25 protein-coding genes are annotated in these 26,102 nt (G+C 57.6%); 22 read left to right on the top strand and 3 right to left on the bottom strand.

The genetic code is table 11. From position 1 onward, the window contains the following. The first annotated feature begins 70 nt into the window (after positions 1-70). The 6 genes from ftsY to livJ all read left to right on the top strand — a co-directional run bounded on the left by ftsY (position 71) and on the right by livJ (position 7,056). On the top strand, positions 71-1,531 hold the full coding sequence (gene ftsY, locus NQ230_RS21820) for a signal recognition particle-docking protein FtsY (protein WP_257259125.1): 1,461 nt from the start codon (positions 71-73) through the stop codon (positions 1,529-1,531). A 2-nt stretch (positions 1,532-1,533) separates the two neighbouring features. After that, the gene (ftsE, locus tag NQ230_RS21815) at positions 1,534-2,205 is read left to right on the top strand and encodes a cell division ATP-binding protein FtsE (RefSeq protein ID WP_023310016.1); all 672 of its coding nucleotides are present in this window, start codon (positions 1,534-1,536) and stop codon (positions 2,203-2,205) included. Continuing rightward, positions 2,192-3,247, top strand: coding sequence for a permease-like cell division protein FtsX (gene ftsX / locus NQ230_RS21810; protein WP_029741817.1), 1,056 nt, complete (start codon positions 2,192-2,194; stop codon positions 3,245-3,247). Before ftsE ends, ftsX begins: the two co-directional genes overlap by 14 nt. Before the next feature lie 251 nt (positions 3,248-3,498). Next, entirely contained in the window at positions 3,499-4,356 is an 858-nt protein-coding gene (rpoH, locus tag NQ230_RS21805; RefSeq protein WP_024906692.1) for an RNA polymerase sigma factor RpoH, read from the top strand. A 136-nt stretch (positions 4,357-4,492) separates the two neighbouring features. Then, positions 4,493-5,758 (top strand): 4-aminobutyrate--2-oxoglutarate transaminase, encoded by a 1,266-nt coding sequence (locus NQ230_RS21800; protein WP_211138228.1) that lies wholly within the window; start codon positions 4,493-4,495, stop codon positions 5,756-5,758. 197 nt (positions 5,759-5,955) lie between these two features. After that, positions 5,956-7,056: a branched chain amino acid ABC transporter substrate-binding protein LivJ gene (gene livJ / locus NQ230_RS21795; protein WP_146198314.1), complete on the top strand. Its 1,101-nt coding sequence runs from the start codon at positions 5,956-5,958 to the stop codon at positions 7,054-7,056. Between the two features lie 109 nt (positions 7,057-7,165). On the opposite strand, the gene panM is transcribed toward livJ, so the two are convergent. Continuing rightward, a complete protein-coding gene (panM, locus tag NQ230_RS21790) occupies positions 7,166-7,555 on the bottom strand; it encodes an aspartate 1-decarboxylase autocleavage activator PanM (protein ID WP_121426223.1) in 390 nt (129 codons plus the stop codon). A 424-nt stretch (positions 7,556-7,979) separates the two neighbouring features. On the opposite strand from panM, the gene livK reads away from it, so the two are divergent. The 10 genes from livK (at position 7,980) to ugpQ (ending at position 18,026) form a co-directional block, all read left to right on the top strand. Further along, the gene (gene livK / locus NQ230_RS21785; RefSeq protein WP_193941044.1) at positions 7,980-9,089 is read left to right on the top strand and encodes a high-affinity branched-chain amino acid ABC transporter substrate-binding protein LivK; all 1,110 of its coding nucleotides are present in this window, start codon (positions 7,980-7,982) and stop codon (positions 9,087-9,089) included. Between the two features lie 46 nt (positions 9,090-9,135). Continuing rightward, positions 9,136-10,062, top strand: a complete 927-nt coding sequence (gene livH, locus NQ230_RS21780; RefSeq protein WP_047646901.1) for a high-affinity branched-chain amino acid ABC transporter permease LivH — start codon at positions 9,136-9,138, stop codon at positions 10,060-10,062. Next, positions 10,059-11,336: a high-affinity branched-chain amino acid ABC transporter permease LivM gene (locus tag NQ230_RS21775; protein ID WP_080329946.1), complete on the top strand. Its 1,278-nt coding sequence runs from the start codon at positions 10,059-10,061 to the stop codon at positions 11,334-11,336. Before livH ends, NQ230_RS21775 begins: the two co-directional genes overlap by 4 nt. Beyond that, entirely contained in the window at positions 11,333-12,100 is a 768-nt protein-coding gene (livG, locus tag NQ230_RS21770; RefSeq protein WP_023310024.1) for a high-affinity branched-chain amino acid ABC transporter ATP-binding protein LivG, read from the top strand. Before NQ230_RS21775 ends, livG begins: the two co-directional genes overlap by 4 nt. 1 nt (position 12,101) lies before the next feature. Further along, on the top strand, positions 12,102-12,815 hold the full coding sequence (gene livF / locus NQ230_RS21765) for a high-affinity branched-chain amino acid ABC transporter ATP-binding protein LivF (RefSeq protein WP_008500102.1): 714 nt from the start codon (positions 12,102-12,104) through the stop codon (positions 12,813-12,815). Positions 12,816-13,062: 247 nt separating this feature from the next. After that, positions 13,063-14,379, top strand: a complete 1,317-nt coding sequence (ugpB, locus tag NQ230_RS21760; protein ID WP_023310025.1) for a sn-glycerol-3-phosphate ABC transporter substrate-binding protein UgpB — start codon at positions 13,063-13,065, stop codon at positions 14,377-14,379. Positions 14,380-14,481: 102 nt separating this feature from the next. Then, the gene (ugpA, locus tag NQ230_RS21755) at positions 14,482-15,369 is read left to right on the top strand and encodes a sn-glycerol-3-phosphate ABC transporter permease UgpA (RefSeq protein ID WP_023310026.1); all 888 of its coding nucleotides are present in this window, start codon (positions 14,482-14,484) and stop codon (positions 15,367-15,369) included. Beyond that, positions 15,366-16,211 carry a sn-glycerol-3-phosphate ABC transporter permease UgpE gene (ugpE, locus tag NQ230_RS21750; RefSeq protein WP_257259116.1) on the top strand — a complete coding sequence of 282 codons (846 nt, stop codon included), beginning with the start codon at positions 15,366-15,368 and terminating at the stop codon, positions 16,209-16,211. Before ugpA ends, ugpE begins: the two co-directional genes overlap by 4 nt. A 1-nt stretch (position 16,212) precedes the next feature. Continuing rightward, positions 16,213-17,283, top strand: coding sequence for a sn-glycerol-3-phosphate import ATP-binding protein UgpC (locus tag NQ230_RS21745; protein ID WP_032662615.1), 1,071 nt, complete (start codon positions 16,213-16,215; stop codon positions 17,281-17,283). Continuing rightward, entirely contained in the window at positions 17,280-18,026 is a 747-nt protein-coding gene (gene ugpQ / locus NQ230_RS21740) for a glycerophosphodiester phosphodiesterase (RefSeq protein WP_257259115.1), read from the top strand. Before NQ230_RS21745 ends, ugpQ begins: the two co-directional genes overlap by 4 nt. Here ugpQ and NQ230_RS21735 read toward each other — a convergent pair. Then, positions 18,010-18,387: a DUF2756 family protein gene (locus NQ230_RS21735; protein WP_029742185.1), complete on the bottom strand. Its 378-nt coding sequence runs from the start codon at positions 18,385-18,387 to the stop codon at positions 18,010-18,012. The two genes, ugpQ and NQ230_RS21735, sit on opposite strands and share 17 nt — an antisense overlap. A 123-nt stretch (positions 18,388-18,510) precedes the next feature. Here NQ230_RS21735 and ggt point away from each other — a divergent pair, with 123 nt between their 5' ends. After that, a complete protein-coding gene (gene ggt, locus NQ230_RS21730; RefSeq protein WP_196355181.1) occupies positions 18,511-20,256 on the top strand; it encodes a gamma-glutamyltransferase in 1,746 nt (581 codons plus the stop codon). A gap of 106 nt (positions 20,257-20,362) precedes the next feature. Here the strand turns inward: ggt and yhhY are convergent, their stop codons facing one another. Next, complete coding sequence (gene yhhY / locus NQ230_RS21725) at positions 20,363-20,851, bottom strand: N-acetyltransferase (RefSeq protein ID WP_045143059.1); 489 nt, start codon at positions 20,849-20,851, stop codon at positions 20,363-20,365. 256 nt (positions 20,852-21,107) lie between these two features. Here yhhY and NQ230_RS21720 point away from each other — a divergent pair, with 256 nt between their 5' ends. The 5 genes from NQ230_RS21720 to gntU all read left to right on the top strand — a co-directional run bounded on the left by NQ230_RS21720 (position 21,108) and on the right by gntU (position 26,049). Then, the gene (locus tag NQ230_RS21720; RefSeq protein ID WP_257259107.1) at positions 21,108-22,145 is read left to right on the top strand and encodes an oxidoreductase; all 1,038 of its coding nucleotides are present in this window, start codon (positions 21,108-21,110) and stop codon (positions 22,143-22,145) included. 123 nt (positions 22,146-22,268) lie between these two features. After that, the gene (locus NQ230_RS21715; RefSeq protein ID WP_000639796.1) at positions 22,269-22,964 is read left to right on the top strand and encodes a pirin family protein; all 696 of its coding nucleotides are present in this window, start codon (positions 22,269-22,271) and stop codon (positions 22,962-22,964) included. Positions 22,965-23,055: 91 nt separating this feature from the next. Beyond that, positions 23,056-24,051, top strand: coding sequence for a gluconate operon transcriptional repressor GntR (gene gntR / locus NQ230_RS21710; RefSeq protein WP_021242747.1), 996 nt, complete (start codon positions 23,056-23,058; stop codon positions 24,049-24,051). 126 nt (positions 24,052-24,177) lie between these two features. Continuing rightward, positions 24,178-24,705 (top strand): gluconokinase, encoded by a 528-nt coding sequence (gene gntK, locus NQ230_RS21705; protein WP_008503362.1) that lies wholly within the window; start codon positions 24,178-24,180, stop codon positions 24,703-24,705. Between the two features lie 3 nt (positions 24,706-24,708). Then, a complete protein-coding gene (gntU, locus tag NQ230_RS21700; RefSeq protein ID WP_023310036.1) occupies positions 24,709-26,049 on the top strand; it encodes a gluconate transporter in 1,341 nt (446 codons plus the stop codon). The last annotated feature ends 53 nt before the right edge of the window (positions 26,050-26,102 follow it).

Genomic DNA, 26,102 nt, shown 5'->3' with positions numbered 1-26,102 from the left:
TAAAGTGTTAGACTATTTCATCATTTTTTTAGCTTCCATGTATATAGCGCCGCGAGGAGTGTAGTCGCAGATGGCAAAACAAAAAAAACGTGGCTTCTTTTCCTGGTTGGGTTTCGGTGAAAAAGAGCAAGAAACAGAACAGAAAACCGAAGAACAACAGGTTGTAGAAGAGCAGTCACAGCCTGAAACGCCTGTAGAAACCGCTGCGGTTGTCGAAGCGGAAGAGCCTGCCCACAGCAAAGAAGAGATCGAGTCCTTTGCTGAAGAGGTGGTTGAGGTCACTGAGCAGGTTCAGGAGAGCGAGAAGCCAGAATCTGTCGTCATCGAAGCCGTTACCGAGGCGCCGCAGGCTGTAATCGAACACGAAGAGCTGCCGCTGCCGGAAGAGGTCAAAGCCGAAGAGGTGTCTGCCGAAGAGTGGCAGGCTGAAGCGGAAACCGTTGAAATCGTTGAGGCGGTGGAAGAAGAGGCGGCACTTGAGCCAGAGCTGACCGACGAAGAGCTGGAAGCCCAGGCGCTGGCGGCGGAAGCGGCTGAAGAAGCGGTTATCGTCGTGCCGGTGGAAGAGCAGGCCGAAGAAGAGATCGTTCAGGAGCAGGAAAAACCGACCAAAGAAGGTTTCTTCGCGCGCCTGAAGCGCAGCCTGCTCAAAACCAAAGAAAACTTAGGTTCCGGATTTATCAGTCTGTTCCGCGGCAAGAAGATCGACGACGATCTGTTTGAAGAGCTGGAAGAACAGCTGCTGATTGCGGACGTCGGCGTGGAAACCACCCGTAAGATCATCGCCAATCTGACCGAAGGGGCGAGCCGCAAACAGCTGCGCGACGCCGAAGCGCTGTACGGTCTGTTGAAAGACGAGATGGGTGAAATTCTCGCAAAAGTTGACGAACCGCTTAATATTGAAGGCAAAACGCCATTTGTTATTCTGATGGTTGGCGTGAACGGCGTGGGGAAAACCACCACCATCGGCAAGCTGGCGCGTCAGTTCGAGCAGCAGGGTAAATCGGTGATGCTGGCGGCGGGCGATACCTTCCGTGCGGCAGCGGTTGAGCAGCTGCAGGTTTGGGGCCAGCGCAACAACATTCCGGTGATTGCCCAGCATACCGGCGCGGATTCCGCATCCGTGATCTTCGACGCCATCCAGGCGGCGAAGGCGCGCAACGTGGACGTGCTGATTGCCGATACCGCAGGGCGTTTGCAGAACAAATCGCACCTGATGGAAGAGTTGAAGAAAATCGTTCGCGTCATGAAGAAGCTGGACGAAGACGCACCGCATGAAATTATGCTGACCATTGATGCCAGCACCGGACAGAACGCCATCAGTCAGGCGAAGCTGTTCACTGAAGCGGTAGGATTGACGGGGATCGCGCTGACCAAGCTGGACGGCACCGCGAAAGGCGGGGTGATCTTCTCCGTGGCCGACCAGTTCGGCATTCCTATCCGCTACATCGGTGTGGGCGAGCGTATTGAGGATTTGCGTCCGTTTAAAGCGGACGACTTTATTGAGGCATTATTTGCCCGAGAGGACTAACAATGATTCGCTTTGAACACGTCAGCAAGGCCTATCTCGGTGGGAGACAAGCGCTGCAGGGGGTGACATTCCACCTGCAGCCGGGCGAGATGGCATTCCTGACCGGCCATTCCGGCGCGGGGAAAAGTACCCTGCTCAAGCTTATCTGTGGGATCGAGCGGCCAAGCGCCGGGAAAATCTTTTTCGGCGGCCATGAGATCAGCCGCCTGAAAAACCGCGAGGTGCCGTTCCTGCGTCGTCAGATCGGCATGATTTTCCAGGATCACCACCTGCTGATGGATCGCACCGTTTTCGATAACGTGGCCATTCCGCTGATTATTGCCGGCGCCAGCTATGACGATATCCGCCGTCGCGTTTCTGCGGCGCTGGATAAGGTGGGGTTGCTGGACAAAGCGAAGAACTTCCCGATCCAGCTCTCCGGCGGTGAACAGCAGCGCGTGGGCATCGCCCGCGCGGTGGTGAACAAGCCTGCGGTGCTGCTGGCGGATGAACCAACCGGTAACCTGGACGATGCCCTGTCCGAAGGGATTTTGCGTCTGTTTGAGGAATTCAACCGCGTAGGGGTCACGGTATTGATGGCGACGCACGACATCGGGCTCATTTCCCGTCGTTCGTACCGCATGCTGACCCTGAGCGACGGGCATTTGCACGGAGGCCACGGTGAACAAGCGTGATGCAATGAACCAGATTCGGCAGTTCGGGAACCGGTTTGACCGTTTCCGTAAGCCGCAGGGCGGTGGTGACGGCAATCGTAATGCGCCGAAGCGCCAGAAGGCCGCGCCAAAACCGGCCTCCCGTAAAACCAACGTGTTTAACGAGCAGGTGCGCTACGCCTTCCACGGCGCGCTGCAGGACCTGAAAAGCAAACCGCTGGCGACGTTCCTGACGGTGATGGTGATTGCCATCTCCCTGACGCTGCCAAGCGTCTGCTACATGGTCTATAAAAACGTCAACCAGGCGGCTTCACAGTATTATCCGTCCCCGCAGATCACGGTCTATATGGATAAAGCGCTCGACGATAACGCCGCGGCGCAGGTGGTTGGGCAAATCCAGGCCGAGCAGGGCGTGGAGAAGGTCAACTATCTCTCACGTGAAGACGCGCTGGGCGAGTTCCGTAACTGGTCTGGCTTTGGCGGTGCGCTGGATATGCTCGAAGAGAACCCGCTGCCCGCCGTGGCGGTGGTGATCCCGAAGCTGGATTTCCAGGGGACCGATTCGCTTAACACCCTGCGCGATCGCATCACGCGGATTAAGGGCATTGATGAAGTGCGCATGGACGACAGCTGGTTTGCGCGCCTTGCTGCCCTGACCGGGCTGGTAGGACGCGTCGCGGCGATGATTGGCGTGCTGATGGTGGCGGCGGTCTTCCTCGTCATTGGTAACAGCGTACGCCTAAGCATCTTTGCCCGTCGCGATACCATCAACGTGCAGAAACTGATTGGTGCGACGGATGGCTTCATCCTCCGACCGTTCCTTTACGGCGGTGCACTGCTCGGTTTTTCCGGCGCATTTCTTTCACTGATATTGTCAGAAATTTTGGTGATGCGGCTTTCGTCTGCCGTGACTGAAGTGGCGCAGGTTTTCGGAACGAAGTTTGATATCAGTGGCTTAGGATTCGATGAGTGCCTGTTACTGCTGCTGGTTTGCTCGATGATTGGGTGGGTAGCAGCCTGGCTGGCAACCGTTCAACATTTACGTCACTTTACTCCCGACTAATAAAAGCGTGATATAATCTTTCCCTGCACCGAGATGTTCGCTCTGCAGGGAAAGCGTCCCTGTTGTCGCTCCCCCTGTTATCATTTCCATGTCACATTTTGTGCGTAATTTATTCACCGTTGCACCTGGAACTTGTGGATAAAATCACTGTCTGATAAAAGAGTGAATGCTAATCTCGTTGCTCAAACGCTTTGGCATGGTTGTTGCCTGACGGGGACGACCTGGACCAGAAGAAACATTGAGAGGAATGAATGACCAAAGAAATGCAAACTTTAGCTTTAGCCCCTGTTGGTAACCTGGAATCTTATATCCGGGCTGCGAACACCTGGCCGATGTTAACGGCCGAGGAAGAAAAGGAGCTTGCTGAAAAGCTGCATTACCAGGGCGATCTGGAAGCAGCTAAGACGCTGATCCTGTCTCACCTGCGCTTTGTTGTTCACGTTGCTCGTAATTATGCGGGCTACGGCCTGCCGCAGGCGGACTTGATTCAGGAAGGTAACATCGGTCTGATGAAGGCTGTACGTCGCTTCAACCCGGAAGTGGGTGTGCGACTGGTCTCCTTCGCCGTGCACTGGATCAAAGCAGAAATTCACGAATACGTGCTGCGCAACTGGCGTATCGTGAAAGTCGCCACGACAAAAGCGCAGCGCAAACTGTTCTTTAACCTGCGTAAAACCAAGCAGCGTCTGGGCTGGTTCAACCAGGATGAAGTGGAAATGGTGGCGCGCGAGCTGGGCGTAACCAGCAAAGACGTGCGTGAGATGGAATCCCGTATGGCCGCGCAGGACATGACCTTTGATATGTCCTCCGACGACGACGCATCTGACAGCCAGCCGATGGCACCGGTTCTGTATCTCCAGGATAAAACCTCTAACTTTGCTGATGGCATCGAAGAGGATAACTGGGAAGATCAGGCCGCGAACAAGCTGACCCATGCGATGGAAGGCCTCGACGAACGTAGCCAGGATATTATCCGCGCCCGCTGGCTGGACGAAGACAACAAGTCCACGCTGCAGGAGCTGGCCGACCGCTACGGCGTTTCTGCGGAACGTGTCCGTCAGCTTGAAAAGAACGCCATGAAAAAACTTCGCGCCGCTATCGAAGCGTAATTTCCGCGAAGTACACCGAGAACCCCTGGATGAGAGTCTGGGGGTTTTGTTTTTTTAGCGCCCGCTCTGGCGAATTCCCTCCCCCTGGCAAACACTTACTGATGCGCTAAGCAGGCGACTTTCTCAGGGGGACAGGGTGAAAAATAACGAACTGAACGACCGGCGTTTACAGGCGACGCCGCGCGGTATCGGCGTGATGTGTAACTTCTATGCCGATAAAGCTGAAAACGCCACGGTGTGGGACGTGGAAGGCAACGAGTACATCGACTTCGCCGCCGGGATCGCGGTGCTGAATACCGGCCATCGCCATCCAAAAGTCATTTCCGCCATTGAAAAACAACTCCACGCGTTTACCCATACGGCGTACCAGATTGTGCCGTACGAAAGCTACGTCGCGCTTGCCGAGCGCATCAACCAGCGCGTGCCCGTTGACGGACCCGCCAAGACAGCCTTCTTTTCTACGGGGGCAGAGGCGGTCGAAAACGCGGTCAAAATTGCCCGGGCGTACACCAAACGTCCCGGCCTTATCACCTTCGGCGGCGCGTTCCACGGCCGTACCTTTATGACCATGGCGCTGACCGGCAAAGTTGCGCCGTACAAGCTCGGTTTTGGCCCATTCCCCGGTTCGGTGTATCACGCGCAGTATCCGAATGAACTGCACGGCGTTAGCACGGCGGAAGCGTTGAAAAGCCTGGAACGCATCTTTAAAGCGGATATCGCTCCCGACCAGGTCGCGGCCATTATTCTCGAACCGGTTCAGGGCGAGGGCGGTTTCAACATTGCGCCAGCTGATTTTATGCAGGCCCTGCGCGCCCTGTGCGACACCCACGGTATTTTGCTGATTGCCGACGAGGTGCAAAGCGGTTTCGCCCGTACCGGCAAGCTGTTCTCGATGGAACACCACTGCGTGAAGCCCGATCTGATCACCATGGCGAAAAGCCTGGCGGGCGGGATGCCGCTCTCTGCTGTGTCGGGCCGTGCGGAGGTGATGGACGCACCCGCGCCGGGCGGGCTGGGCGGTACCTACGCCGGAAACCCGCTGGCGATTGCGGCGGCGCATGCCGTGCTCGACGTGATTGATGAAGAGGATCTCTGCACGCGCTCGGCGCATCTTGGCCATCACCTGGTGGAAGTGCTGAACAAGGCGAAGGAACACTGCCCGTATATCGCTGACATTCGCGCGCAGGGCTCGATGGTGGCGGTGGAGTTTAACGACCCGCAAACGGGTCAGCCTTCGCCGGAATTTACCCGCCAGGTCCAGGAGCGCGCGTTGCAGGAAGGGCTGCTCCTTCTGAGCTGCGGCGTCTACGGCAACGTCATTCGTTTCCTCTATCCGCTGACTATCCCTGAAGCGCAGTTCCGCAAAGCGCTGGACATTATCTCCGCATCGCTGACACGTTAAAGCCACGCGCCCGGCGGAAATTCCTGCCGGGCTTATCATATATTCATTTCAAATTAGCTATTCCAAAATCATAAAAATCGGGTATGTTTTAGCAGAGTATGCTGAAAAAGCGCGAACAGCACACCTATAACTGAAATAAAGCGCTGCACAACAACATCACAACAATCGTAATAACCATAATAATGGGGAATCTCAGGATGAACATGAAGGGTAAAGCGTTACTGGCAGGATGTATCGCGTTGGCATTCAGCACCATGGCACAGGCAGACATCAAGGTGGCCGTGGTTGGCGCAATGTCCGGTCCGGTAGCACAGTACGGCGACCAGGAATTTACCGGCGCTGAGCAGGCGGTTGCAGACATTAATGCTAAGGGCGGTATCAAAGGCGAAAAACTGCAGATCGTAAAATATGATGATGCCTGTGACCCGAAACAAGCGGTCGCGGTCGCGAACAAAGTGGTGAACGACGGGATCAAATACGTTATCGGTCACCTGTGCTCTTCCTCTACCCAGCCGGCGTCTGACATCTACGAAGATGAAGGTATTCTGATGATCACCCCGGCGGCGACCGCACCAGAGCTGACCGCGCGTGGCTACAAGCTGACCCTGCGCACCACCGGTCTGGACTCTGACCAGGGACCAACCGCGGCGAAATACATCGTTGAAAAAGTGAAGCCGAAGCGCATTGCCATCGTTCATGACAAGCAGCAGTACGGTGAAGGTCTGGCGCGTTCAGTGCAGGACAACCTCAAGAAAGCGAATGCCGACGTGGTGTTCTTCGACGGGATCACCGCTGGTGAGAAAGACTTCTCCACCCTGGTAGCGCGTCTGAAGAAAGAGAATATTGATTTCGTTTACTACGGTGGCTACCACCCGGAAATGGGCCAGATCCTGCGCCAGGCGCGCGCTGCAGGCCTGAAAACCCAGTTTATGGGTCCGGAAGGCGTGGCGAACGTGTCCCTGTCTAACATTGCGGGTGAATCAGCCGAAGGCCTGCTGGTGACCAAGCCGAAGAACTACGACCAGGTCCCTGCGAACAAACCTATCGTGGATGCCATCAAGGCGAAGAAACAGGATCCAAGCGGCGCGTTCGTCTGGACCACCTACGCGGCGCTGCAGTCTCTGCAGGCGGGCCTGAACCAGTCAGCCGATCCGGCTGAGATTGCCACCTGGCTGAAAGCGAACACTGTCGACACCGTCATGGGGCCGCTGTCCTGGGACGCGAAGGGCGATCTGAAGGGCTTCGAGTTCGGCGTGTTTGACTGGCATGCGAACGGCACGGCGACAGACGCCAAATAAAAGCAAAAAGGCAACGTAAGTTGCCTTTTTTAATGTTTTCTCCCTCTCCCCGTGGGAGAGGGCCGGGGTGAGGGCATCAGGCCGCACCGCACGCATCAGGCCGCACAAATCAATCCTGGCGCTTCTCCCACCCGCTCTCCTGCGCCGTAAACCCTAACGCCTGCATAAACGCCGCCATCACGCCGCGGTCTTCCACGCCCACGTCGGCCATCCACCATGAGGTCACGCTCGGGTTTTCACGGATCACTTCTTCAATTAAATACTGTCCCACACCGCGACGACGGGTGACGTCACGTACGCGCAGCGAGTCCAGCGCCCCTTCTGTACCGCTCAGGGTTACGCGAACCGCAGCCAGCAGGCGCTCGTTAAAACGCGCGGCATAAATACGGTGGGTCTCATCAACGCGCAGCGACGAAGGGGAATATTCCGGCCAGATCTTGCCCAGGTCGATATGATCCTGGTCGCTAAAGGTCACCAGACGCACGATAGTCAGTTTCATTAGCTACTTGTCCAAATCAGATTGAGTAGGGGCAGTGTACTCAATTTATTCACTCAGCGGCTTCCTCTTTTTATTCTCATTAACCAGGTGATTAGTTTTTTGGCAACGCGATGGGCAGCTTGAAAACACATGGATCGAAAAATAAGCAGAATTTTAACCTGAAGGGCAGTGATTTATTCGGCGCTTTGTACCGTTATTTTATGCTGCAAACTGCACTTTTATTTGTTTATCTCTGCCTGATTTCAGAATATTATCTTTGCTTAATCGCCTGAAAAATAGAGATTTTAGTCTGGTTTTTGACAAAAACCTGCGCTAAACCATTAAAGGCACTGGTAAAAATAGCGTTGTTCATTAAAAGTACAGAATGCTTTTTAACCATAATAAAACAAAATATAAACACGACATCACGAATGGGGATTCAGAGATGAAAAGGAACGCGAAGACGTTAATCGCGGGGATGGTCGCACTGTCGATCTCGCATGCCGCTATGGCCGACGACATTAAAGTTGCGGTAGTGGGTGCGATGTCCGGCCCTGTTGCCCAGTGGGGTGACATGGAGTTCAACGGCGCGCGGCAGGCCATTAAAGACATCAACGCCAAGGGCGGCATCAAGGGCGACAAGCTGGTGGGCGTGGAATATGACGACGCCTGCGATCCAAAACAGGCCGTCGCGGTCGCCAACAAAATCGTCAACGACGGTATCCAGTATGTGATCGGCCACCTGTGTTCATCCTCCACCCAGCCTGCGTCTGATATCTACGAAGACGAAGGCATCCTGATGATCACCCCAGGCGCAACGAACCCTGAGCTGACCCAGCGCGGCTATCAGCACATCATGCGTACCGCCGGTCTGGACTCCTCGCAGGGTCCCACCGCCGCCAAATACATCCTCGAGACCGTTAAGCCACAGCGCATTGCCATTATTCATGACAAACAGCAGTACGGCGAAGGCCTGGCGCGCTCCGTGCAGGACGGCCTGAAAAAAGGCGGCGCGAACATCGTCTTCTTCGACGGCATTACCGCCGGTGAGAAAGACTTCTCCGCGCTGATAGCCCGTCTGCAAAAAGAGAACATCGACTTCGTTTACTACGGCGGCTACTACCCGGAGATGGGCCAGATGCTGCGCCAGGCGCGCGCCACTGGCCTGAAAACCCAGTTTATGGGGCCAGAGGGCGTGGGCAATGCCTCCCTGTCAAACATCGCGGGGGATTCTGCTGAAGGCATGCTGGTGACGATGCCAAAACGCTATGACCAGGATCCGGCCAACAAGGCTATCGTGGATGCGCTCAAGGCGCAGAAGAAAGATCCGAGCGGTCCGTACGTCTGGATCACCTATGCGGCCGTACAGTCTCTGGCCATCGCGCTGGATCGCTCCGGCAGCAAAGAACCGCTGGATCTGGTGAAAGATTTAAAAGCACACGGGGCGAACACCGTGATTGGGCCGCTGAACTGGGATGAGAAAGGCGATCTGAAGGGATTTGAGTTTGGTGTCTTTAAGTGGCACGCCGACGGTTCGTCCTCGGCCGCCAAATAATTATCCCACCGCCCGGCATGACGGGCGGGTATAAAAAGGTTTGCATATGTCCGAGCAGTTTCTCTATTTCCTGCAGCAGATGTTTAACGGCGTTACGCTGGGAAGCACCTACGCGCTGATCGCCATCGGCTATACGATGGTTTACGGCATTATCGGCATGATCAACTTCGCCCACGGCGAGGTGTACATGATCGGTAGCTACGTCTCCTTCATGATTATCGCCGCCCTGATGATGATGGGCATCGACAGCAGCTGGCTGCTGGTCGCCGCCGGGTTTGTCGGCGCGATTGTGATAGCCAGCGCCTACGGCTGGAGCATCGAGCGCGTGGCCTACCGGCCGGTGCGCAGCTCCAAGCGCCTGATCGCGCTGATCTCCGCCATCGGTATGTCGATCTTCCTGCAAAACTACGTCAGCCTGACCGAAGGCTCGCGCGACGTGGCGCTGCCAAGCCTGTTTAACGGCCAGTGGATTGTGGGGGCCAGCGAAAACTTCGCGGCCACTATCACCACCATGCAGCTGGTTATCTGGGTCGTGACCTTTATTGCGATGCTTGCCCTGACGCTGTTCATCCGCTACTCGCGTATGGGACGCGCCTGCCGCGCCTGTGCAGAAGACCTGAAGATGGCGAGTCTCCTCGGCATCAACACCGACCGCGTGATTGCCCTGACCTTCGTGATTGGCGCAGCGATGGCGGCGGTGGCGGGTGTCCTGCTCGGCCAGTTCTACGGCGTGATCAACCCGTACATCGGCTTTATGGCCGGGATGAAAGCCTTCACCGCGGCGGTTCTGGGCGGTATCGGCAGTATTCCGGGCGCGATGATCGGTGGCCTGATCCTGGGCGTGGCGGAAGCGCTCTCTTCGGCGTACCTGAGCACGGAATATAAAGACGTGGTGTCGTTTGCCCTGCTGATTCTGGTTCTGCTGGTGATGCCTACCGGTATTCTGGGCCGTCCGGAGGTAGAGAAAGTATGAAACCGATGCATTTTGCAATGGCGCTGCTCTCTGCCGCCATGTTCTTCGTGCTGGCGGGCGTCTTTATGGGCGTCCAGTTAGGTCTGGACGGCACGAAGTTGGTGGTGGATACCGCCCCCGACATCCGCTGGCAGTGGGTGTTTATCGGCACCGCCGTGGTGTTCCTGTTCCAGCTGCTGCGTCCGCTGTTCCAGAAGACGCTGAAAAACGTCTCCGGGCCGAAATTCGTGCTGCCGGCAATCGACGGTTCTACCGTTAAGCAGAAGCTGTTCCTCGTGGCGCTGCTGGTGGCCGCCGTGGCGTGGCCGTTTGTGGTGTCTCGCGGCACCGTGGATATCGCCACTCTGACCATGATCTACGTGATTCTCGGTCTCGGTCTGAACGTGGTCGTGGGGCTCTCTGGCCTGCTGGTGCTGGGCTACGGCGGCTTCTACGCCATCGGCGCCTACACCTTCGCGCTGCTGAACCACTATTACGGTCTCGGCTTCTGGACCTGCCTGCCGCTGGCGGGGCTGGTCTCTGCCGCGGCGGGCTTCCTTCTTGGCTTCCCGGTGCTGCGCCTGCGCGGTGACTACCTGGCGATTGTGACCTTAGGCTTCGGCGAAATCGTCCGTATCCTGCTGCTCAACAACACCGAAGTGACCGGCGGCCCGAACGGCATCAGCCAGATCCCGAAACCGACCTTCTTCGGCCTGGAGTTCAGCCGTACCGCCCGCGAAGGCGGCTGGGATACCTTCAGCAATTTCTTTGGCATCAAGTACGACCCGTCCGACCGCGTGATCTGGCTCTATCTGGTGGCGCTGCTGCTGGTGGTGATTACCCTGTTCGTGATTAACCGTCTGCTGCGCATGCCGCTGGGCCGCGCGTGGGAAGCGCTGCGTGAAGATGAGATCGCCTGCCGCTCCCTGGGCCTGAACCCGACCCGCATCAAGCTGACCGCGTTCACCATCAGCGCCGCGTTTGCCGGTTTCGCCGGAACGCTGTTTGCCGCGCGTCAGGGCTTCGTTAGCCCGGAATCGTTCACCTTTGCCGAATCCGCCTTCGTGCTGGCGATTGTGGTGCTCGGCGGGATGGGCTCGCAGTTCGCCGTTATCCTCGCGGCCATCCTGCTGGTGGTCTCGCGCGAGCTGATGCGCGACTTTAACGAATACAGCATGCTGATGCTGGGTGGTTTGATGGTGCTGATGATGATCTGGCGTCCGCAGGGTCTGCTGCCGATGACGCGTCCACAGCTGAAGCTTAAGAGTGCGGAAGCGAAAGGAGAGCAGGCATGAGTCAGCCATTATTATCCGTTAACGGTCTGATGATGCGTTTTGGCGGCCTGCTGGCGGTCAACAACGTGAATCTGGATCTGCACAAGAAAGAGATTGTCTCTCTGATTGGCCCGAACGGCGCGGGAAAGACCACGGTCTTTAACTGTCTGACCGGTTTCTACAAGCCGACGGGCGGCACCATCATGCTGCGCGACCAGCATCTGGAAGGGCTGCCGGGCCAGCAGATTGCCCGCATGGGCGTGGTGCGTACCTTCCAGCACGTGCGCCTGTTCCGCGAGATGACGGTGATTGAGAACCTGCTGGTGGCACAGCATCAGCAGCTGAAAACCGGGCTGTTCTCCGGCCTGCTGAAAACCCCGGCCTTCCGCCGCGCGCAGGATGAAGCGCTCGACCGCGCCGCCACCTGGCTCGACCGAATTGGCCTGCTGCAGCACGCCAACCGTCAGGCGAGCAACCTGGCCTACGGCGACCAGCGTCGCCTGGAAATTGTGCGCTGCATGGTGACGCAGCCGGAAATCCTGATGCTCGACGAACCGGCGGCAGGGCTCAACCCGAAAGAGACCAAAGAGCTGGACGAGCTGATTGCCGAGCTGCGCGATAGTCACGACACCACCATCCTGCTGATTGAGCACGACATGAAGCTGGTGATGGGCATTTCGGACCGTATCTACGTGGTCAACCAGGGCACGCCGCTGGCAAACGGCACGCCGGAAGAGATCCGCAACAACCCGGACGTGATCCGCGCATACCTTGGTGAGGCATAAGATGGAAAAAGCGATGTTAACGTTCGACAAGGTCAATGCGCACTACGGCAAGATCCAGGCGCTGCACGACGTCAGCCTGCATATCAATCAGGGGGAAATCGTGACCCTGATTGGCGCCAACGGCGCGGGCAAAACCACGCTGCTCGGCACCCTGTGCGGCGACCCGCGCGCCACCAGCGGGCGGATTGTGTTCGATGGTAAAGACATTACCGACTGGCAGACGGCCAGAATCATGCGCGAGGCGGTGGCGATTGTTCCGGAAGGGCGTCGCGTGTTTTCCCGCATGACGGTGGAAGAGAACCTGGCAATGGGCGGGTTCTTCGCCCACCGCGATGAATACCAGACCCGCATCAAGTGGGTGTACGAGCTTTTTCCGCGCCTGTGGGAGCGCCGCATCCAGCGTGCGGGCACCATGTCCGGCGGTGAGCAGCAGATGCTGGCGATAGGCCGCGCGCTGATGAGCCAGCCGCGCCTGCTGCTGCTGGACGAGCCGTCGCTCGGTCTGGCGCCGATCATCATTCAGCAGATCTTCGACACCATCGAACAGCTGCGTAAAGAGGGAATGACCATCTTCCTCGTCGAGCAGAACGCCAACCAGGCGCTGAAGCTCGCTGACCGCGGCTACGTGCTGGAGAACGGCCGCGTGGTGCTGGAGGATACCGGCGACGCGCTGCTGGCGAACGAAGCGGTGCGGAGCGCGTATTTGGGCGGCTGAGCCGTCTGTATCGCCCGGTGGCGCTACGCTTACCGGGCCTACAGGGATCGAGTAGGCCGGGTAAGGCGTAGCCGCCACCCGGCTTTTTTAACCACTACACCCCTTCACACAACCATCATCCCCCTGACGCCTGGCTGTCACTTATCTGTAAACAAACAGTTATTTTTCTGTAATTCGAGCATGTCATGTTACCTCGCGAGCATAAAACGCGTGATATCGCGCATCCGGCACAATAAGAGAGATGACAATGACATCGTTACGACACACAGCTTTGGGTCTGGCACTGGGTCTGGCTTTTGCGACGAACGCAATGGCTGTCACCACCATTCCGTTCTGGCATTCAATGGAAGGGGAGTTGGGTAAAGAAGTTGACTCCCTGGCGCAGCGTTTCAACGACACCCACCCGGATTACAAAATTGTGCCGGTGTACAAAGGCAACTACGAGCAGAGCCTGAGCGCGGGCATCGCCGCCTTCCGTACCGGCAACGCGCCTGCCCTGTTACAGGTTTATGAAGTGGGCACCGCCACCATGATGGCCTCCAAAGCCATCAAGCCGGTCTATGAAGTGTTCAAAGAGGCGGGCATCAACTTCGATGAATCCCAGTTCGTGCCGACCGTCGCGGGTTACTACACCGATTCCAAAACCGGCCACCTGCTGTCCCAGCCGTTTAACAGCTCCACGCCGGTGCTCTACTACAACAAAGACGCCTTCAAAAAAGCCGGTTTAGACCCGGAGCAGCCGCCAAAAACCTGGCAGGACCTGGCGGAGTACACCGCGAAGCTGAAGGCGGCGGGGATGAAGTGCGGCTACGCCAGCGGCTGGCAGGGCTGGATCCAGATTGAAAACTTCAGCGCCTGGCACGGCCTGCCGGTGGCGACCAAAAACAACGGCTTCGACGGCACCGATGCGGTACTGGAGTTCAACAAGCCGGAGCAGGTGAAGCACATTGCGCTGCTTGCCGATCTGAACAAGAAGGGCGACTTCAGCTACTTCGGGCGCAAAGACGAATCTACCGAGAAGTTCTACAACGGCGACTGCGCCATTACCACCGCCTCGTCCGGCTCGCTGGCGGATATCCGTCACTACGCCAAATTCAACTACGGCGTGGGCATGATGCCGTACGACGCAGACGTGAAGGGCGCGCCGCAGAACGCCATTATCGGCGGGGCGAGCCTGTGGGTGATGCAGGGTAAAGACAAGGGCACCTACAAAGGCGTAGCCGAGTTCCTCGACTTCCTGGCCAAGCCTGAAAACGCCGCCGAGTGGCACCAGAAGACCGGCTACCTGCCGATAACCAAAGCCGCGTACGACCTGACCCGCGAGCAGGGCTTCTACAGCAAGAACCCGGGGGCGGACATCGCGACGCGTCAGATGCTGAACAAGCCGCCGTTGCCGTTCACCAAGGGCCTGCGTCTGGGCAACATGCCGCAGATCCGCACCATCGTGGATGAGGAGCTGGAAAGCGTGTGGACCGGGAAGAAAACGCCACAGCAGGCGCTGGATTCTGCGGTAGAGCGCGGGAATCAGCTGCTGCGCCGCTTTGAGCAGTCGACCAAATCGTAAAAAAATGCCCGGTGACGCGTAGCGATCCGGGCCTACGACGTGCCCCATGTAGGCCGGGTAAGGCGTAGCCGCCACCCGGCATTGTTCAGGAACCAAATCTCAATGTCATCATCCCGTCCGGTGTTCCGTTCCCGCTGGCTGCCGTATCTGCTGGTCGCGCCGCAGCTGGTCATCACCGTTATTTTCTTTATCTGGCCTGCGGGCGAAGCGCTGTGGTACTCGGTACAAAGCGTCGATCCCTTTGGGCTGTCCAGCCAGTTTGTGGGCCTGGACAACTTCACCGCGCTGTTCCATGACAGCTACTACCTGGACTCCTTCTGGACGACGATGAAGTTCAGCGCCCTCGTAACTGTCAGCGGTCTGGTTGCCTCGCTGTTCTTCGCCGCGCTGGTGGACTACGTGGTGCGCGGCAGCCGTATTTATCAGACCCTGATGCTACTGCCTTACGCCGTGGCTCCCGCCGTCGCCGCCGTGCTGTGGATCTTCCTGTTTAACCCGGGGCGCGGATTGATTACCCATTTCCTGGCCGAACTGGGCTACGACTGGAATCATGCCCAGAACAGCGGTCAGGCGATGTTCCTGGTGGTGTTCGCCTCGGTGTGGAAGCAGATAAGCTACAACTTCCTGTTCTTCTTTGCCGCGCTGCAGTCCATTCCGCGCTCGCTGGTGGAAGCCGCGGCAATTGACGGCGCAGGGCCCATTCGTCGTTTCTTCAGACTGTCGCTGCCGCTGATCGCCCCAGTGAGTTTCTTCCTGCTGGTGGTTAACCTCGTGTACGCCTTCTTCGACACCTTCCCGGTGATCGACGCGGCGACCGCAGGCGGCCCGGTGCAGGCGACCACCACGCTGATTTACAAAATCTACCGCGAAGGTTTCGCCGGCCTGGATCTCTCCGCCTCTGCCGCGCAGTCCGTCGTGCTGATGTTCCTCGTCATCATCCTCACGGTGGTGCAGTTCCGCTATGTCGAAAGTAAGGTGCGCTACCAATGATTGAGAACCGTCGCGGGCTGACGATTTTCAGCCATACCATGTTGATTTTAGGGATTATCGTCATCCTCTTCCCGCTGTACGTGGCGTTTGTTGCCGCCACGCTGGACACCAAAGCGGTGTTCGACACGCCGATGACGCTGATCCCAGGCACACATCTTTTCGAGAACATGAAGACCATCTGGACCCAGGGCGTGGGCGCCAACAGCGCGCCGTTCTGGCTGATGATGCTCAACAGCTTCATCATGGCGTTTGGCATTACGGTCGGCAAAATTACGGTGTCGATGCTTTCGGCCTTCGCCATCGTCTGGTTCCGCTTTCCGCTGCGTAACCTCTTATTCTGGATGATTTTTATCACCCTGATGCTGCCGGTGGAGGTGCGTATCTTCCCGACGGTGGAGGTGATCGCCAACCTGAAAATGCTCGACAGCTATGCGGGCTTAACCCTGCCGCTGATGGCCTCGGCGACCGCCACCTTCCTGTTCCGCCAGTTCTTTATGACGCTGCCGGACGAGCTGATTGAAGCCGCACGCATCGACGGCGCGTCGCCGATGCGCTTCTTCCGCGACATCGTGCTGCCGCTGTCGAAAACCAACCTTGCGGCGCTGTTTGTGATCACCTTTATCTACGGCTGGAACCAGTACCTGTGGCCGCTGCTGATTATTCAGGACGTCAACCTCGGTACCGCAGTAGCGGGCATCAAAGGCATGATCGCCACCGGCGAAGGCACCACCCTCTGGAACCAGGTGATGGCGGCAATGCTGCTCACCCTTATCCCACCCGTAGTCATTGTTTTAGCCATGCAGCGTGCGTTTGTCCGTGGCCTGGTCGATAGCGAGAAATAAGATGGCAGGTTTAAAACTTCAGGCAGTAACCAAAAGCTGGGACGGCAAAACCCAGGTCATTCAGCCGCTCACGCTCGACGTGGCGGACGGGGAATTTATCGTGATGGTCGGCCCGTCCGGCTGCGGCAAATCCACCCTGCTGCGCATGGTGGCGGGGCTGGAGCGCGTGACGTCCGGGGATATCTGGATTGACCGCCAGCGCGTTACCGAAATGGAACCCAAAGACCGCGGCATCGCGATGGTGTTCCAGAACTACGCCCTCTATCCGCACATGAGCGTGGAAGAGAACATGGCCTGGGGGCTGAAAATCCGCGGCATGGGCAAAGGCCATATCGACGAGCGGGTGAAAGAGGCGGCGCGCATTCTCGAGCTGGACGGCCTGCTGAAGCGGCGCCCGCGCGAGCTCTCCGGCGGCCAGCGCCAGCGCGTGGCGATGGGGCGCGCCATCGTGCGCGATCCGGCGGTATTCCTGTTCGACGAGCCGCTCTCTAACCTCGACGCCAAGCTGCGCGTGCAGATGCGTCTTGAGCTGCAGCAGCTTCATCGTCGTCTGAAAACCACCTCCCTGTACGTGACCCACGATCAGGTCGAAGCCATGACCCTCGCCCAGCGCGTAATGGTGATGAACAAAGGCATCGCCGAGCAGATTGGCACGCCGGTGGAGGTGTACGAGAAACCGGCCACCCGCTTTGTGGCGAGCTTTATCGGCAGCCCGGCAATGAACCTGCTGGAAGGGCGTATCAGCAGCGCGGGCACGCATTTTGAGCTGGAAAGCGGGATGGCATTACCGATCAACTGGTACTATCGTGGCTACGCCGGGCGTAAGATGACGCTCGGTATCCGCCCGGAGCATATTGCTTTAACCTCTCAGGCGGACGGCGGCGTGCCGCTGGTGATGGACACGCTGGAGATGTTGGGTGCAGATAACCTGGCGCACGGGCGCTGGGGCGAGCAAAAAATGGTGGTGCGCCTGCCGCATCAGGAGCGCCCTAAGGCAGGCAGCACGCTGTGGCTGCACCTGCCGGAAAACCATCTGCACCTGTTTGACGGTGAAACAGGACAACGAGTATGAGCAACTGGCCTTATCCCCACGTCGTCGCCCACCGGGGCGGCGGTAAGCTGGCGCCGGAGAACACCCTGGCGGCGATTGACGTTGGCGCGCGCTACGGTCACACGATGATCGAGTTCGACGCCAAGCTGTCGAAAGACGGTGAGATTTTCCTGCTGCATGACGATAACCTCGAACGCACCAGCAACGGCTGGGGCGTGGCGGGCGAGCTGCCCTGGCGCGATCTGCTGAAGGTAGACGCCGGAAGCTGGTACAGCGGCGAATTCAAAGGCGAACCGCTGCCGCTGCTGGCGGAGGTGGCTGACCGCTGCCGCCAGCACGGCATGATGGCCAATATCGAAATCAAACCGACCACCGGCACCGGGCCGCTGACGGGCAAAGTGATTGCCCTGGCCGCGCGCGAGCTGTGGGACGGGATGACCGCGCCGCTGCTCTCCTCGTTTGAAATTGACGCGCTGGAAGCGGCACAGGCGGCCGTGCCGGAGCTGCCGCGCGGGCTGCTGCTTGACGAGTGGCGCGAGGACTGGCGCGAGCTGACGACGCGCTTAGCGTGCGTTTCTATCCATCTCAATCACAGGCTGCTGGATGAGGCGCGGGTGGAGATGCTGAAAGACGCGGGTCTGCATATTCTGGTCTACACCGTTAACAAACCCCAGCGTGCAGCCGAGCTGCTGCGCTGGGGCGTGGACAGCATCTGTACCGATGCAATTGACCTGATCGGCCCGGACTTTAGTTCTGCGGATTAAGCATACTGCCATTCGACTGCGGCGGCAGCATATGCTGCTGTCCGCTGCCTGACGACGTCATTCCCCCTAACATCCCGCCGTTTTTATTCGGCAGCGGCTGCTCGCGCATCTGCCCCTGCTGCACGCGCTGGGTGTTGGCGTTCATCTGATTTTGCAGGCTTTGCTGCTGCATTTGGGTCTGCGTTTTAAGCTGCTGGTTAAGCATCCCTTTCTGCTGCTGTTGCTGGCTCATCATCTCGGTCTGCATACGCTGCTGGCTCGGGATAACATAACCCTGCTGGTTGGGGTTGTTCATGGTGTTGAGGGGCTGTGCGAGCGCGGCAAATGGGATCAGCGCCGTAAGAATCAATAAGCGTTTCATTGTCATTTCCTCCTTTTGAGGTCTCTCTTAAGTTTACCCCGATTTCACCATGACGATGATTTTTTAGGAGTTGTGAACCAGGCTTAAGCGGGGAATATGGATCCCTTCACCTGGAGAACAATAATGATGAAACCAACGTTTTTGCGCTGGGTCGCCATCGCCGCGCTGATGGCAGGCGGTACATTTAGCGTGGCGGCCAACCCGCCAGCGGCGCCTCCGGTCTCTTACGGCGTGGAGGAAGATGTTTTTCATCCCGTGCGGGCAACCCATGGCATGGTGGCGTCAGTGGATGCGCTGGCAACAAAAGTGGGCGTCGATATTCTCAAGCAGGGCGGCAACGCGGTGGATGCAGCGGTCGCCGTCGGCTATGCGCTGGCGGTAACGCATCCGCAGGCGGGTAACCTGGGCGGCGGCGGCTTTATGATGCTGCGCACCAAAGACGGCAAAACGACGGCCATCGACTTCCGCGAGATGGCGCCTTCCCAGGCGTCCCGCGATATGTTCCTCGACGACCAGGGTAACCCTGACAGCAAAAAATCCCTGACCTCGCATCTCGCCACCGGCACGCCGGGCACCGTTGCTGGCTTCTCGCTGGCGCTGGAAAAATACGGCACGATGCCGCTGAACAAGGTGGTGCAGCCTGCCATCAAGCTGGCGCGCGACGGCTTTGTGGTGAATGACGCCCTGGCGGACGATCTCAAGACCTACGGCAGCGAAGTCATTCCGAATCATGAAAACAGCAAAGCGATCTTCTGGAAAGACGGTGAGCCGCTGAAGAAGGGCGACAGGCTGGTGCAGAAGAACCTCGCCAAAAGCCTGGAGCTGATTGCGGAGCACGGTCCCGACGCCTTCTACAAAGGGGCGATTGCCGACCAGATTGCGGAAGAGATGCAGAAGAACGGCGGGCTCATCACCAAAGCGGATCTGGCGGAATACAAGGCGGTGGAGCGCGAGCCAATTAGCGGCACCTATCGCGGCTACGAGGTCTTTTCCATGCCGCCGCCGTCCTCCGGCGGGATCCACATCGTGCAGATCCTCAATATTCTTGAAAACTTCGATATGCACAAGTTCGGCTTCGGCAGCGCGGACGCCATGCAGGTGATGGCGGAAGCGGAAAAACGCGCCTACGCCGACCGTTCGGAATACCTCGGCGATCCGGACTTCGTGAAGGTGCCGTGGCAGGCGCTGACCAACAAGGCGTATGCCAAATCCATTGCCGATCAGATCGACATCAACAAGGCCAAACCGTCGAGCGAAATCCGCCCCGGCAAGCTGGCGCCGTATGAAAGCAACCAGACCACCCACTTCTCGGTGGTGGATAAAGACGGTAATGCGGTGGCGGTGACCTATACGCTCAACACCACCTTCGGCACCGGGATTGTGGCGGGCAACAGCGGCATTCTGCTGAACAACGAGATGGATGACTTCTCCGCCAAGCCGGGCGTGCCAAACGTTTACGGGCTGGTAGGCGGTGATGCAAACGCCGTCGGGCCGAAGAAACGTCCGCTGTCGTCCATGTCGCCCACCATCGTGGTGAAAGACGGAAAAACCTGGCTGGTAACCGGCAGCCCTGGCGGCAGCCGTATTATCACCACCGTACTGCAAATGGTGGTGAACAGCATCGACTTTGGGATGAACGTCGCCGAAGCGACCAACGCCCCTCGTTTCCATCATCAATGGCTGCCGGACGAGCTGCGCGTCGAGAAGGGCTTTAGCCCGGATACCATCAAGCTGCTGGAGCAGCGCGGGCAGAAGGTGGCGGTGAAAGAGGCGATGGGCAGCACCCAGAGCATTATGGTGGGGCCGGACGGGGCGCTGTTTGGCGCGTCGGACCCGCGTTCGGTGGATGATTTGTCGGCGGGGTATTGATGGTTCCCCTCACCCTAACCCTCTCCCCATAGGGGAGAGGGGATTGCACGGTGCGGTCTTTTCTCCCTCGCCCCTATGGGGAGAGGGCCGGGGTGAGGGGAGTATGTCACTTCATCCGCGCCATATAATACGCATCCACATACTCGCCGTTGCGCAGGGCATAGCGTTTGCCGGTGCCTTCAATTTCGAACCCGTGTTTTTTGTACACCGCAATCGCCGGTTCGTTATCAACAAACACCGTCAGCTCAATGCGGTCAACGCGCAGCCAGTTATCGCACATATCAATCATGGTGCGCATTAGCGCGCTGGCGACGCCCCGGTTTTGCCACTGCGCGCCGACACAAATCCCAAAATCAGCCACATGGCTGCGGCGCGGGCGTTGCGCGACGACGATGCACAGATGGCCGGCGACATGACCGTCTATGCAGGCGACGAGCTGCTTGATGCCGGGCTGGTCGGATAGCCGTTCTTGCCACATTTGCTCAGAGGGATGAGGAACCTGTAGCGTGTTGTGGTACACCTCCGGCTGGGCGTGGATCTGACGAATGGCGTCATAATCTTTCGGTTCCGCATGGCGTATCACTATCTCACTCATTCCTTGTTCCTCAGTCAGTTAAATATCCCTTCCAACATCAATGACTTTAAAATTTGAGTCAACCGCTATTTTTTGCAAAAAGTATTGGACAAGTGCGAATGAGAATGATTATTATTGCTCTGCATTCAGGAAGACCCCTACGGGAACCTGAAAGCACGACATTGCTCACATTGCTTCCAGTATTACTTTAGCCAGCTTTTAGCTGGCTTTTTTTTTGTTATGGTTAGACTCAGTAACCTTCCAAAAGGACTGAGCCATGACACTACATTGCGCATTTATTGGATTTGGTAAAAGTACGACCCGCTACCACCTGCCGTATGTTCTCAACCGTAAAGACAGCTGGCACGTGGCCCATATCTACCGCCGCCGCGCGAAGCCGGAAGAGCAATCCCCGCAGTATTCCCACATCCATTTCACCAGCGATCTGGATGAAGTGCTTAACGACCCGCAGGTCAAACTGGTTGTCGTCTGCACCCACGCCGACAGCCACTTCGACTACGCGAAACGCGCGCTGGAAGCGGGTAAAAACGTGCTGGTAGAAAAGCCGTTCACCCCGACCATCGCCGAAGCAAAAGAGCTGTTCGCGCTGGCGAAAAGCAAAGGCCTGACCGTTACGCCGTACCAGAACCGTCGCTTTGACAGCTGCTTCCTGACGGCGAAAAAGGCGATTGAAAGCGGCAAGCTGGGCGACATCGTGGAAATCGAAAGCCACTTCGATTACTACCGTCCGGTCGCGGAAACTCAGCCCGGCCTGCCGCAGGACGGCTCGTTCTATGGTCTGGGCGTGCACACCATGGACCAGATCATCTCCCTGTTTGGACGACCGGACCACGTGGCGTATGACATCCGCAGCCTGCGTAATAAAGCCAACCCGGACGACACCTTTGAAGCGCAGCTGTTCTACGGCGACCTGAAAGCCATCGTCAAAACCAGCCATCTGGTGAAAATCGACTATCCAAAATTTATCGTTCACGGCACCCGCGGCTCGTTCATTAAGTACGGCATCGACCAGCAGGAGACCAGCCTGAAGGCCAACATCATGCCGGGCGAACCGGGCTTTGCGGCGGATGATTCCGTGGGCGTGCTGGAGTACGTTAGCGATGATGGCGTAACGGTCAGGGAGGAGCTGAAACCGGAAGTGGGCGACTATGGCCGCGTCTACGATGCGCTGTATGAAACCCTCACAGCCGGCGCGCCGAATTACGTCAAGGAATCTGACGTTCTTACTAACCTGGAAATCCTTGAGCGGGCCTTCGAGCAGGCTTCTCCTGCCACGATAACCCTCGCGAAATAAGCAAAAACGGTTCCTCTGTGCTTGTTCATAATTTTTGAACAGAGGAGTCAATTTTCACCCTCTATGATCCCAGGCGGTTTGCGTCCACACTTACTCCATCGAAACGAACTGAGGGTGAAAACAATGATCTACTTACGCAAAGCAAACGAACGTGGTCACGCGAATCATGGCTGGCTGGACTCATGGCATTCATTCTCGTTTGCCGACTACTACGACCCGAACTTCATGGGCTTCTCCGCACTGCGCGTGATTAACGACGACGTAATTGATGCAGGCCAGGGCTTCGGTACCCACCCGCACAAAGACATGGAAATTCTGACCTACGTGCTGGAAGGGGCGGTTGAGCACCAGGACAGCATGGGCAACAAAGAGCAGGTTCCGGCGGGCGAGTTCCAGATTATGAGCGCGGGTACCGGGGTGCGTCACTCCGAGTACAACCCGAGCAAAACGGAAAAACTGCACCTGTATCAAATCTGGATCATTCCAGAAGAGACCGGCATCACGCCGCGCTACGAGCAGCGCCGCTTCGACGCGAAGCAGGGCAAACAGCTGGTGCTCTCCCCGGATGCGCGTGAAGGTTCCCTGAAGGTGCATCAGGATATGGAGTTGTACCGCTGGGCGCTGGCGAAAGACGAACAGTCTGTGCATCAGATTGCCGCCAACCGCCGCGTCTGGATCCAGGTGGTGAAAGGTGAAGTGTCCATCAACGGCACCAAAGCAACCACCGCCGATGGCCTGGCCATCTGGGATGAGCAGGCGCTCTCCGTGCACGCCGACAGCGAAAGTGAAATCCTGCTGTTTGACCTGCCGCCGGTATAAATAATTACTCAACCTTCCCTTTAAACGGGGAAGGTTGAGCTTTGTCCGTGATAAACTGAGCAAATCTCTCACTTCAAGATTTCTCAGGACGATGAAAAAGAAACGCCCCGTACTTCAGGATGTCGCCGATCGCGTCGGTGTGACCAAAATGACGGTCAGCCGTTTTTTACGTAACCCGGAGCAGGTTTCCGTGGCGTTACGTGGCAAGATTGCCGCTGCCCTTGATGAACTGGGTTATATCCCCAACCGCGCACCCGATATTCTCTCCAATGCGACAAGCCGTGCGGTGGGCGTCCTGCTTCCTTCCCTGACCAACCAGGTTTTCGCCGAAGTATTACGAGGAATCGAAAGCGTCACCGATGCTTTTGGCTATCAGACCATGCTCGCCCACTACGGGTACAAGCCGGAACTGGAAGAGGAACGTCTTGAATCGATGCTTTCCTGGAACATTGACGGCCTGATTTTAACCGAACGTACCCACACTGCCCGCACGCTCAAAATGATCGAAGTGGCCGGTATCCCGGTGGTGGAGCTGATGGACAGCCAGTCGCCGTGCCTCGACATCGCCGTTGGGTTCGATAACTTCGAAGCGGCGCGCCAGATGACGGCGGCCATCATCGCCCGTGGGCATCGTCATATCGCCTATCTGGGTGCGCGTCTTGATGAACGTACTATCATCAAACAGAAGGGATACGAGCAGGCGATGCTCGACGCGAACTTAACCCCCTACAGCGTGATGGTGGAGCAGTCCTCTTCCTATACGTCGGGTATTGAGCTGATGCGTCAGGCACGACGCGAGTATCCACAACTGGACGGTATTTTCTGCACCAACGATGACCTTGCGGTCGGCGCGGCGTTTGAGTGCCAGCGTCTGGGGCTTAAGATCCCCGACGATATGGCGATTGCCGGTTTCCACGGCCACGACATCGGCCAGGTGATGGAGCCGCGTCTGGCGAGCGTCCTGACCCCGCGTGAACGTATGGGCCGCATTGGCGCAGAACGCCTGCTGGCGCGCATTCGTGGCGAGACGGTTACCCCGAAAATGTTAGATTTAGGTTTCACCTTGTCACCGGGTGGATCTATTTGAACTCACAAATTTGAAGTAGCTCACACTTATTCACTTCGCGCACGTTTGGATATTGCTTCTCTTTTGCCCCAGCAGGACAATGTTACCGATAACTGTTACCCGTAACAATTGACTGAGGGACACCCTTTGAGCACGACTAATCACGATCACCACGTCTACGTCCTGATGGGCGTTTCCGGTAGCGGGAAATCAGCCGTAGCCAGTGAAGTGGCGCATCAACTCCAGGCTGCGTTCCTTGATGGCGACTTCCTCCATCCGCGCAGCAACATCATGAAAATGGCCTCCGGCGAGCCGCTGAACGACGACGACCGCAAACCGTGGTTGCAGGCGCTGAATGACGCCGCGTTCGCTATGCAGCGCACTAACAAAGTCTCCCTGATCGTCTGCTCTGCGCTGAAAAAAACCTATCGCGACCTGCTGCGCGACGGCAACCCGAACCTCTCTTTCATCTACCTGAAAGGGGATTTCGAGGTGATTGAAAGCCGTCTGAAGGCGCGTAAGGGTCACTTCTTTAAAACCCAGATGCTGGTGACGCAGTTCGAAGCGCTGCAGGAGCCGGGTGAAGATGAGAAAGACGTCTTAGTGGTTGATATCGATCAGTCACTGGAAGGTGTTGTTGCCAGCACCATCGAGGTCATTAATAAAAGGCAGTAAGTTTTGAGTACATTAACGCTAGTTTTGACAGCAGTGGGTTCCGTGTTGCTGCTGCTGTTTTTAGTGATGAAGGCGCGTATGCACGCTTTTGTTGCTTTGATGGTGGTTTCTATAGGTGCAGGTCTCTTTTCCGGTATGCCGCTCGACAAGATCGCCGCGACGATGGAAAAAGGGATGGGCGGTACGTTGGGCTTCCTGGCGATTGTGGTGGCCCTTGGTGCGATGTTTGGCAAGATTTTGCACGAGACGGGCGCAGTCGACCAGATTGCCGTCAAGATGCTGAAATCCTTCGGCCACAGCCGCGCGCACTACGCGATTGGCCTGGCTGGCCTGATTTGCGCGCTGCCGCTGTTCTTCGAAGTGGCCGTTGTGCTGCTGATAAGCGTCGCGTTCTCCATGGCGCGCCATACCGGCACTAACCTCGTGAAGCTGGTTATTCCGCTGTTTGCGGGCGTGGCGGCGGCCGCAGCGTTTCTGCTGCCGGGGCCTGCGCCGATGCTGCTGGCGTCCCAGATGCACGCTGACTTTGGCTGGATGATCCTGATCGGCCTGTGCGCGGCAATTCCGGGGATGATTATTGCCGGTCCGCTGTGGGGCAACTTCATCAGCCGTTACGTTGAGCTGCACATTCCGGATGACGTCACCGAGCCGCACCTGGGTGAGGGCAAAATGCCGTCCTTCGGCTTCAGCCTGTCGCTGATCCTGCTCCCGCTGGTTCTCGTGGGTCTGAAAACCATTGCCGCGCGCTTTGTGCCGGTGGGCTCCAGCGCCTATGAATGGTTTGAGTTCATCGGCCACCCGTTCACGGCGATTCTGGTGGCCTGTCTGGTGGCGATTTACGGCCTGGCGATGCGTCAGGGGATGCCAAAAGACCGGGTGATGGAGATCTGCGGTGCCGCGCTGCAGCCTGCGGGTATTATCCTGCTGGTGATCGGTGCCGGTGGCGTGTTCAAGCAGGTGCTGGTGGATTCCGGCGTGGGTCCGGCTCTGGGCGAAGCGCTGACCGGGATGGGCCTGCCGATTGCGGTAACCTGCTTCGTACTGGCCGCGGCGGTGCGTATCATCCAGGGTTCCGCAACCGTGGCGTGTTTAACCGCCGTGGGTCTGGTGATGCCGGTGATTGAACAGCTGAACTACTCCGGTGCGCAGATGGCCGCGCTGTCTATCTGTATCGCGGGCGGTTCGATTGTGGTCTCTCACGTTAACGACGCAGGCTTCTGGCTGTTCGGTAAATTTACCGGCGCCACCGAAGCGCAAACCCTGAAAACCTGGACGCTGATGGAAACCATCCTCGGCACGACGGGTGCGATTGTCGGGATGATTGCCTTTACGCTGCTGAGCTGAATGCGGTGATTTAACAAGGCTCAAAAATAAGGCCCGGTAGCGTTAACGCTTAC

Source organism: Enterobacter asburiae (assembly GCF_024599655.1).
Taxonomy (GTDB): Bacteria; Pseudomonadota; Gammaproteobacteria; order Enterobacterales; family Enterobacteriaceae; genus Enterobacter; species Enterobacter asburiae_D.
Note: the sequence above shows the minus strand (reverse complement) of the source record. Positions and strands in the feature narration are given on the sequence as shown.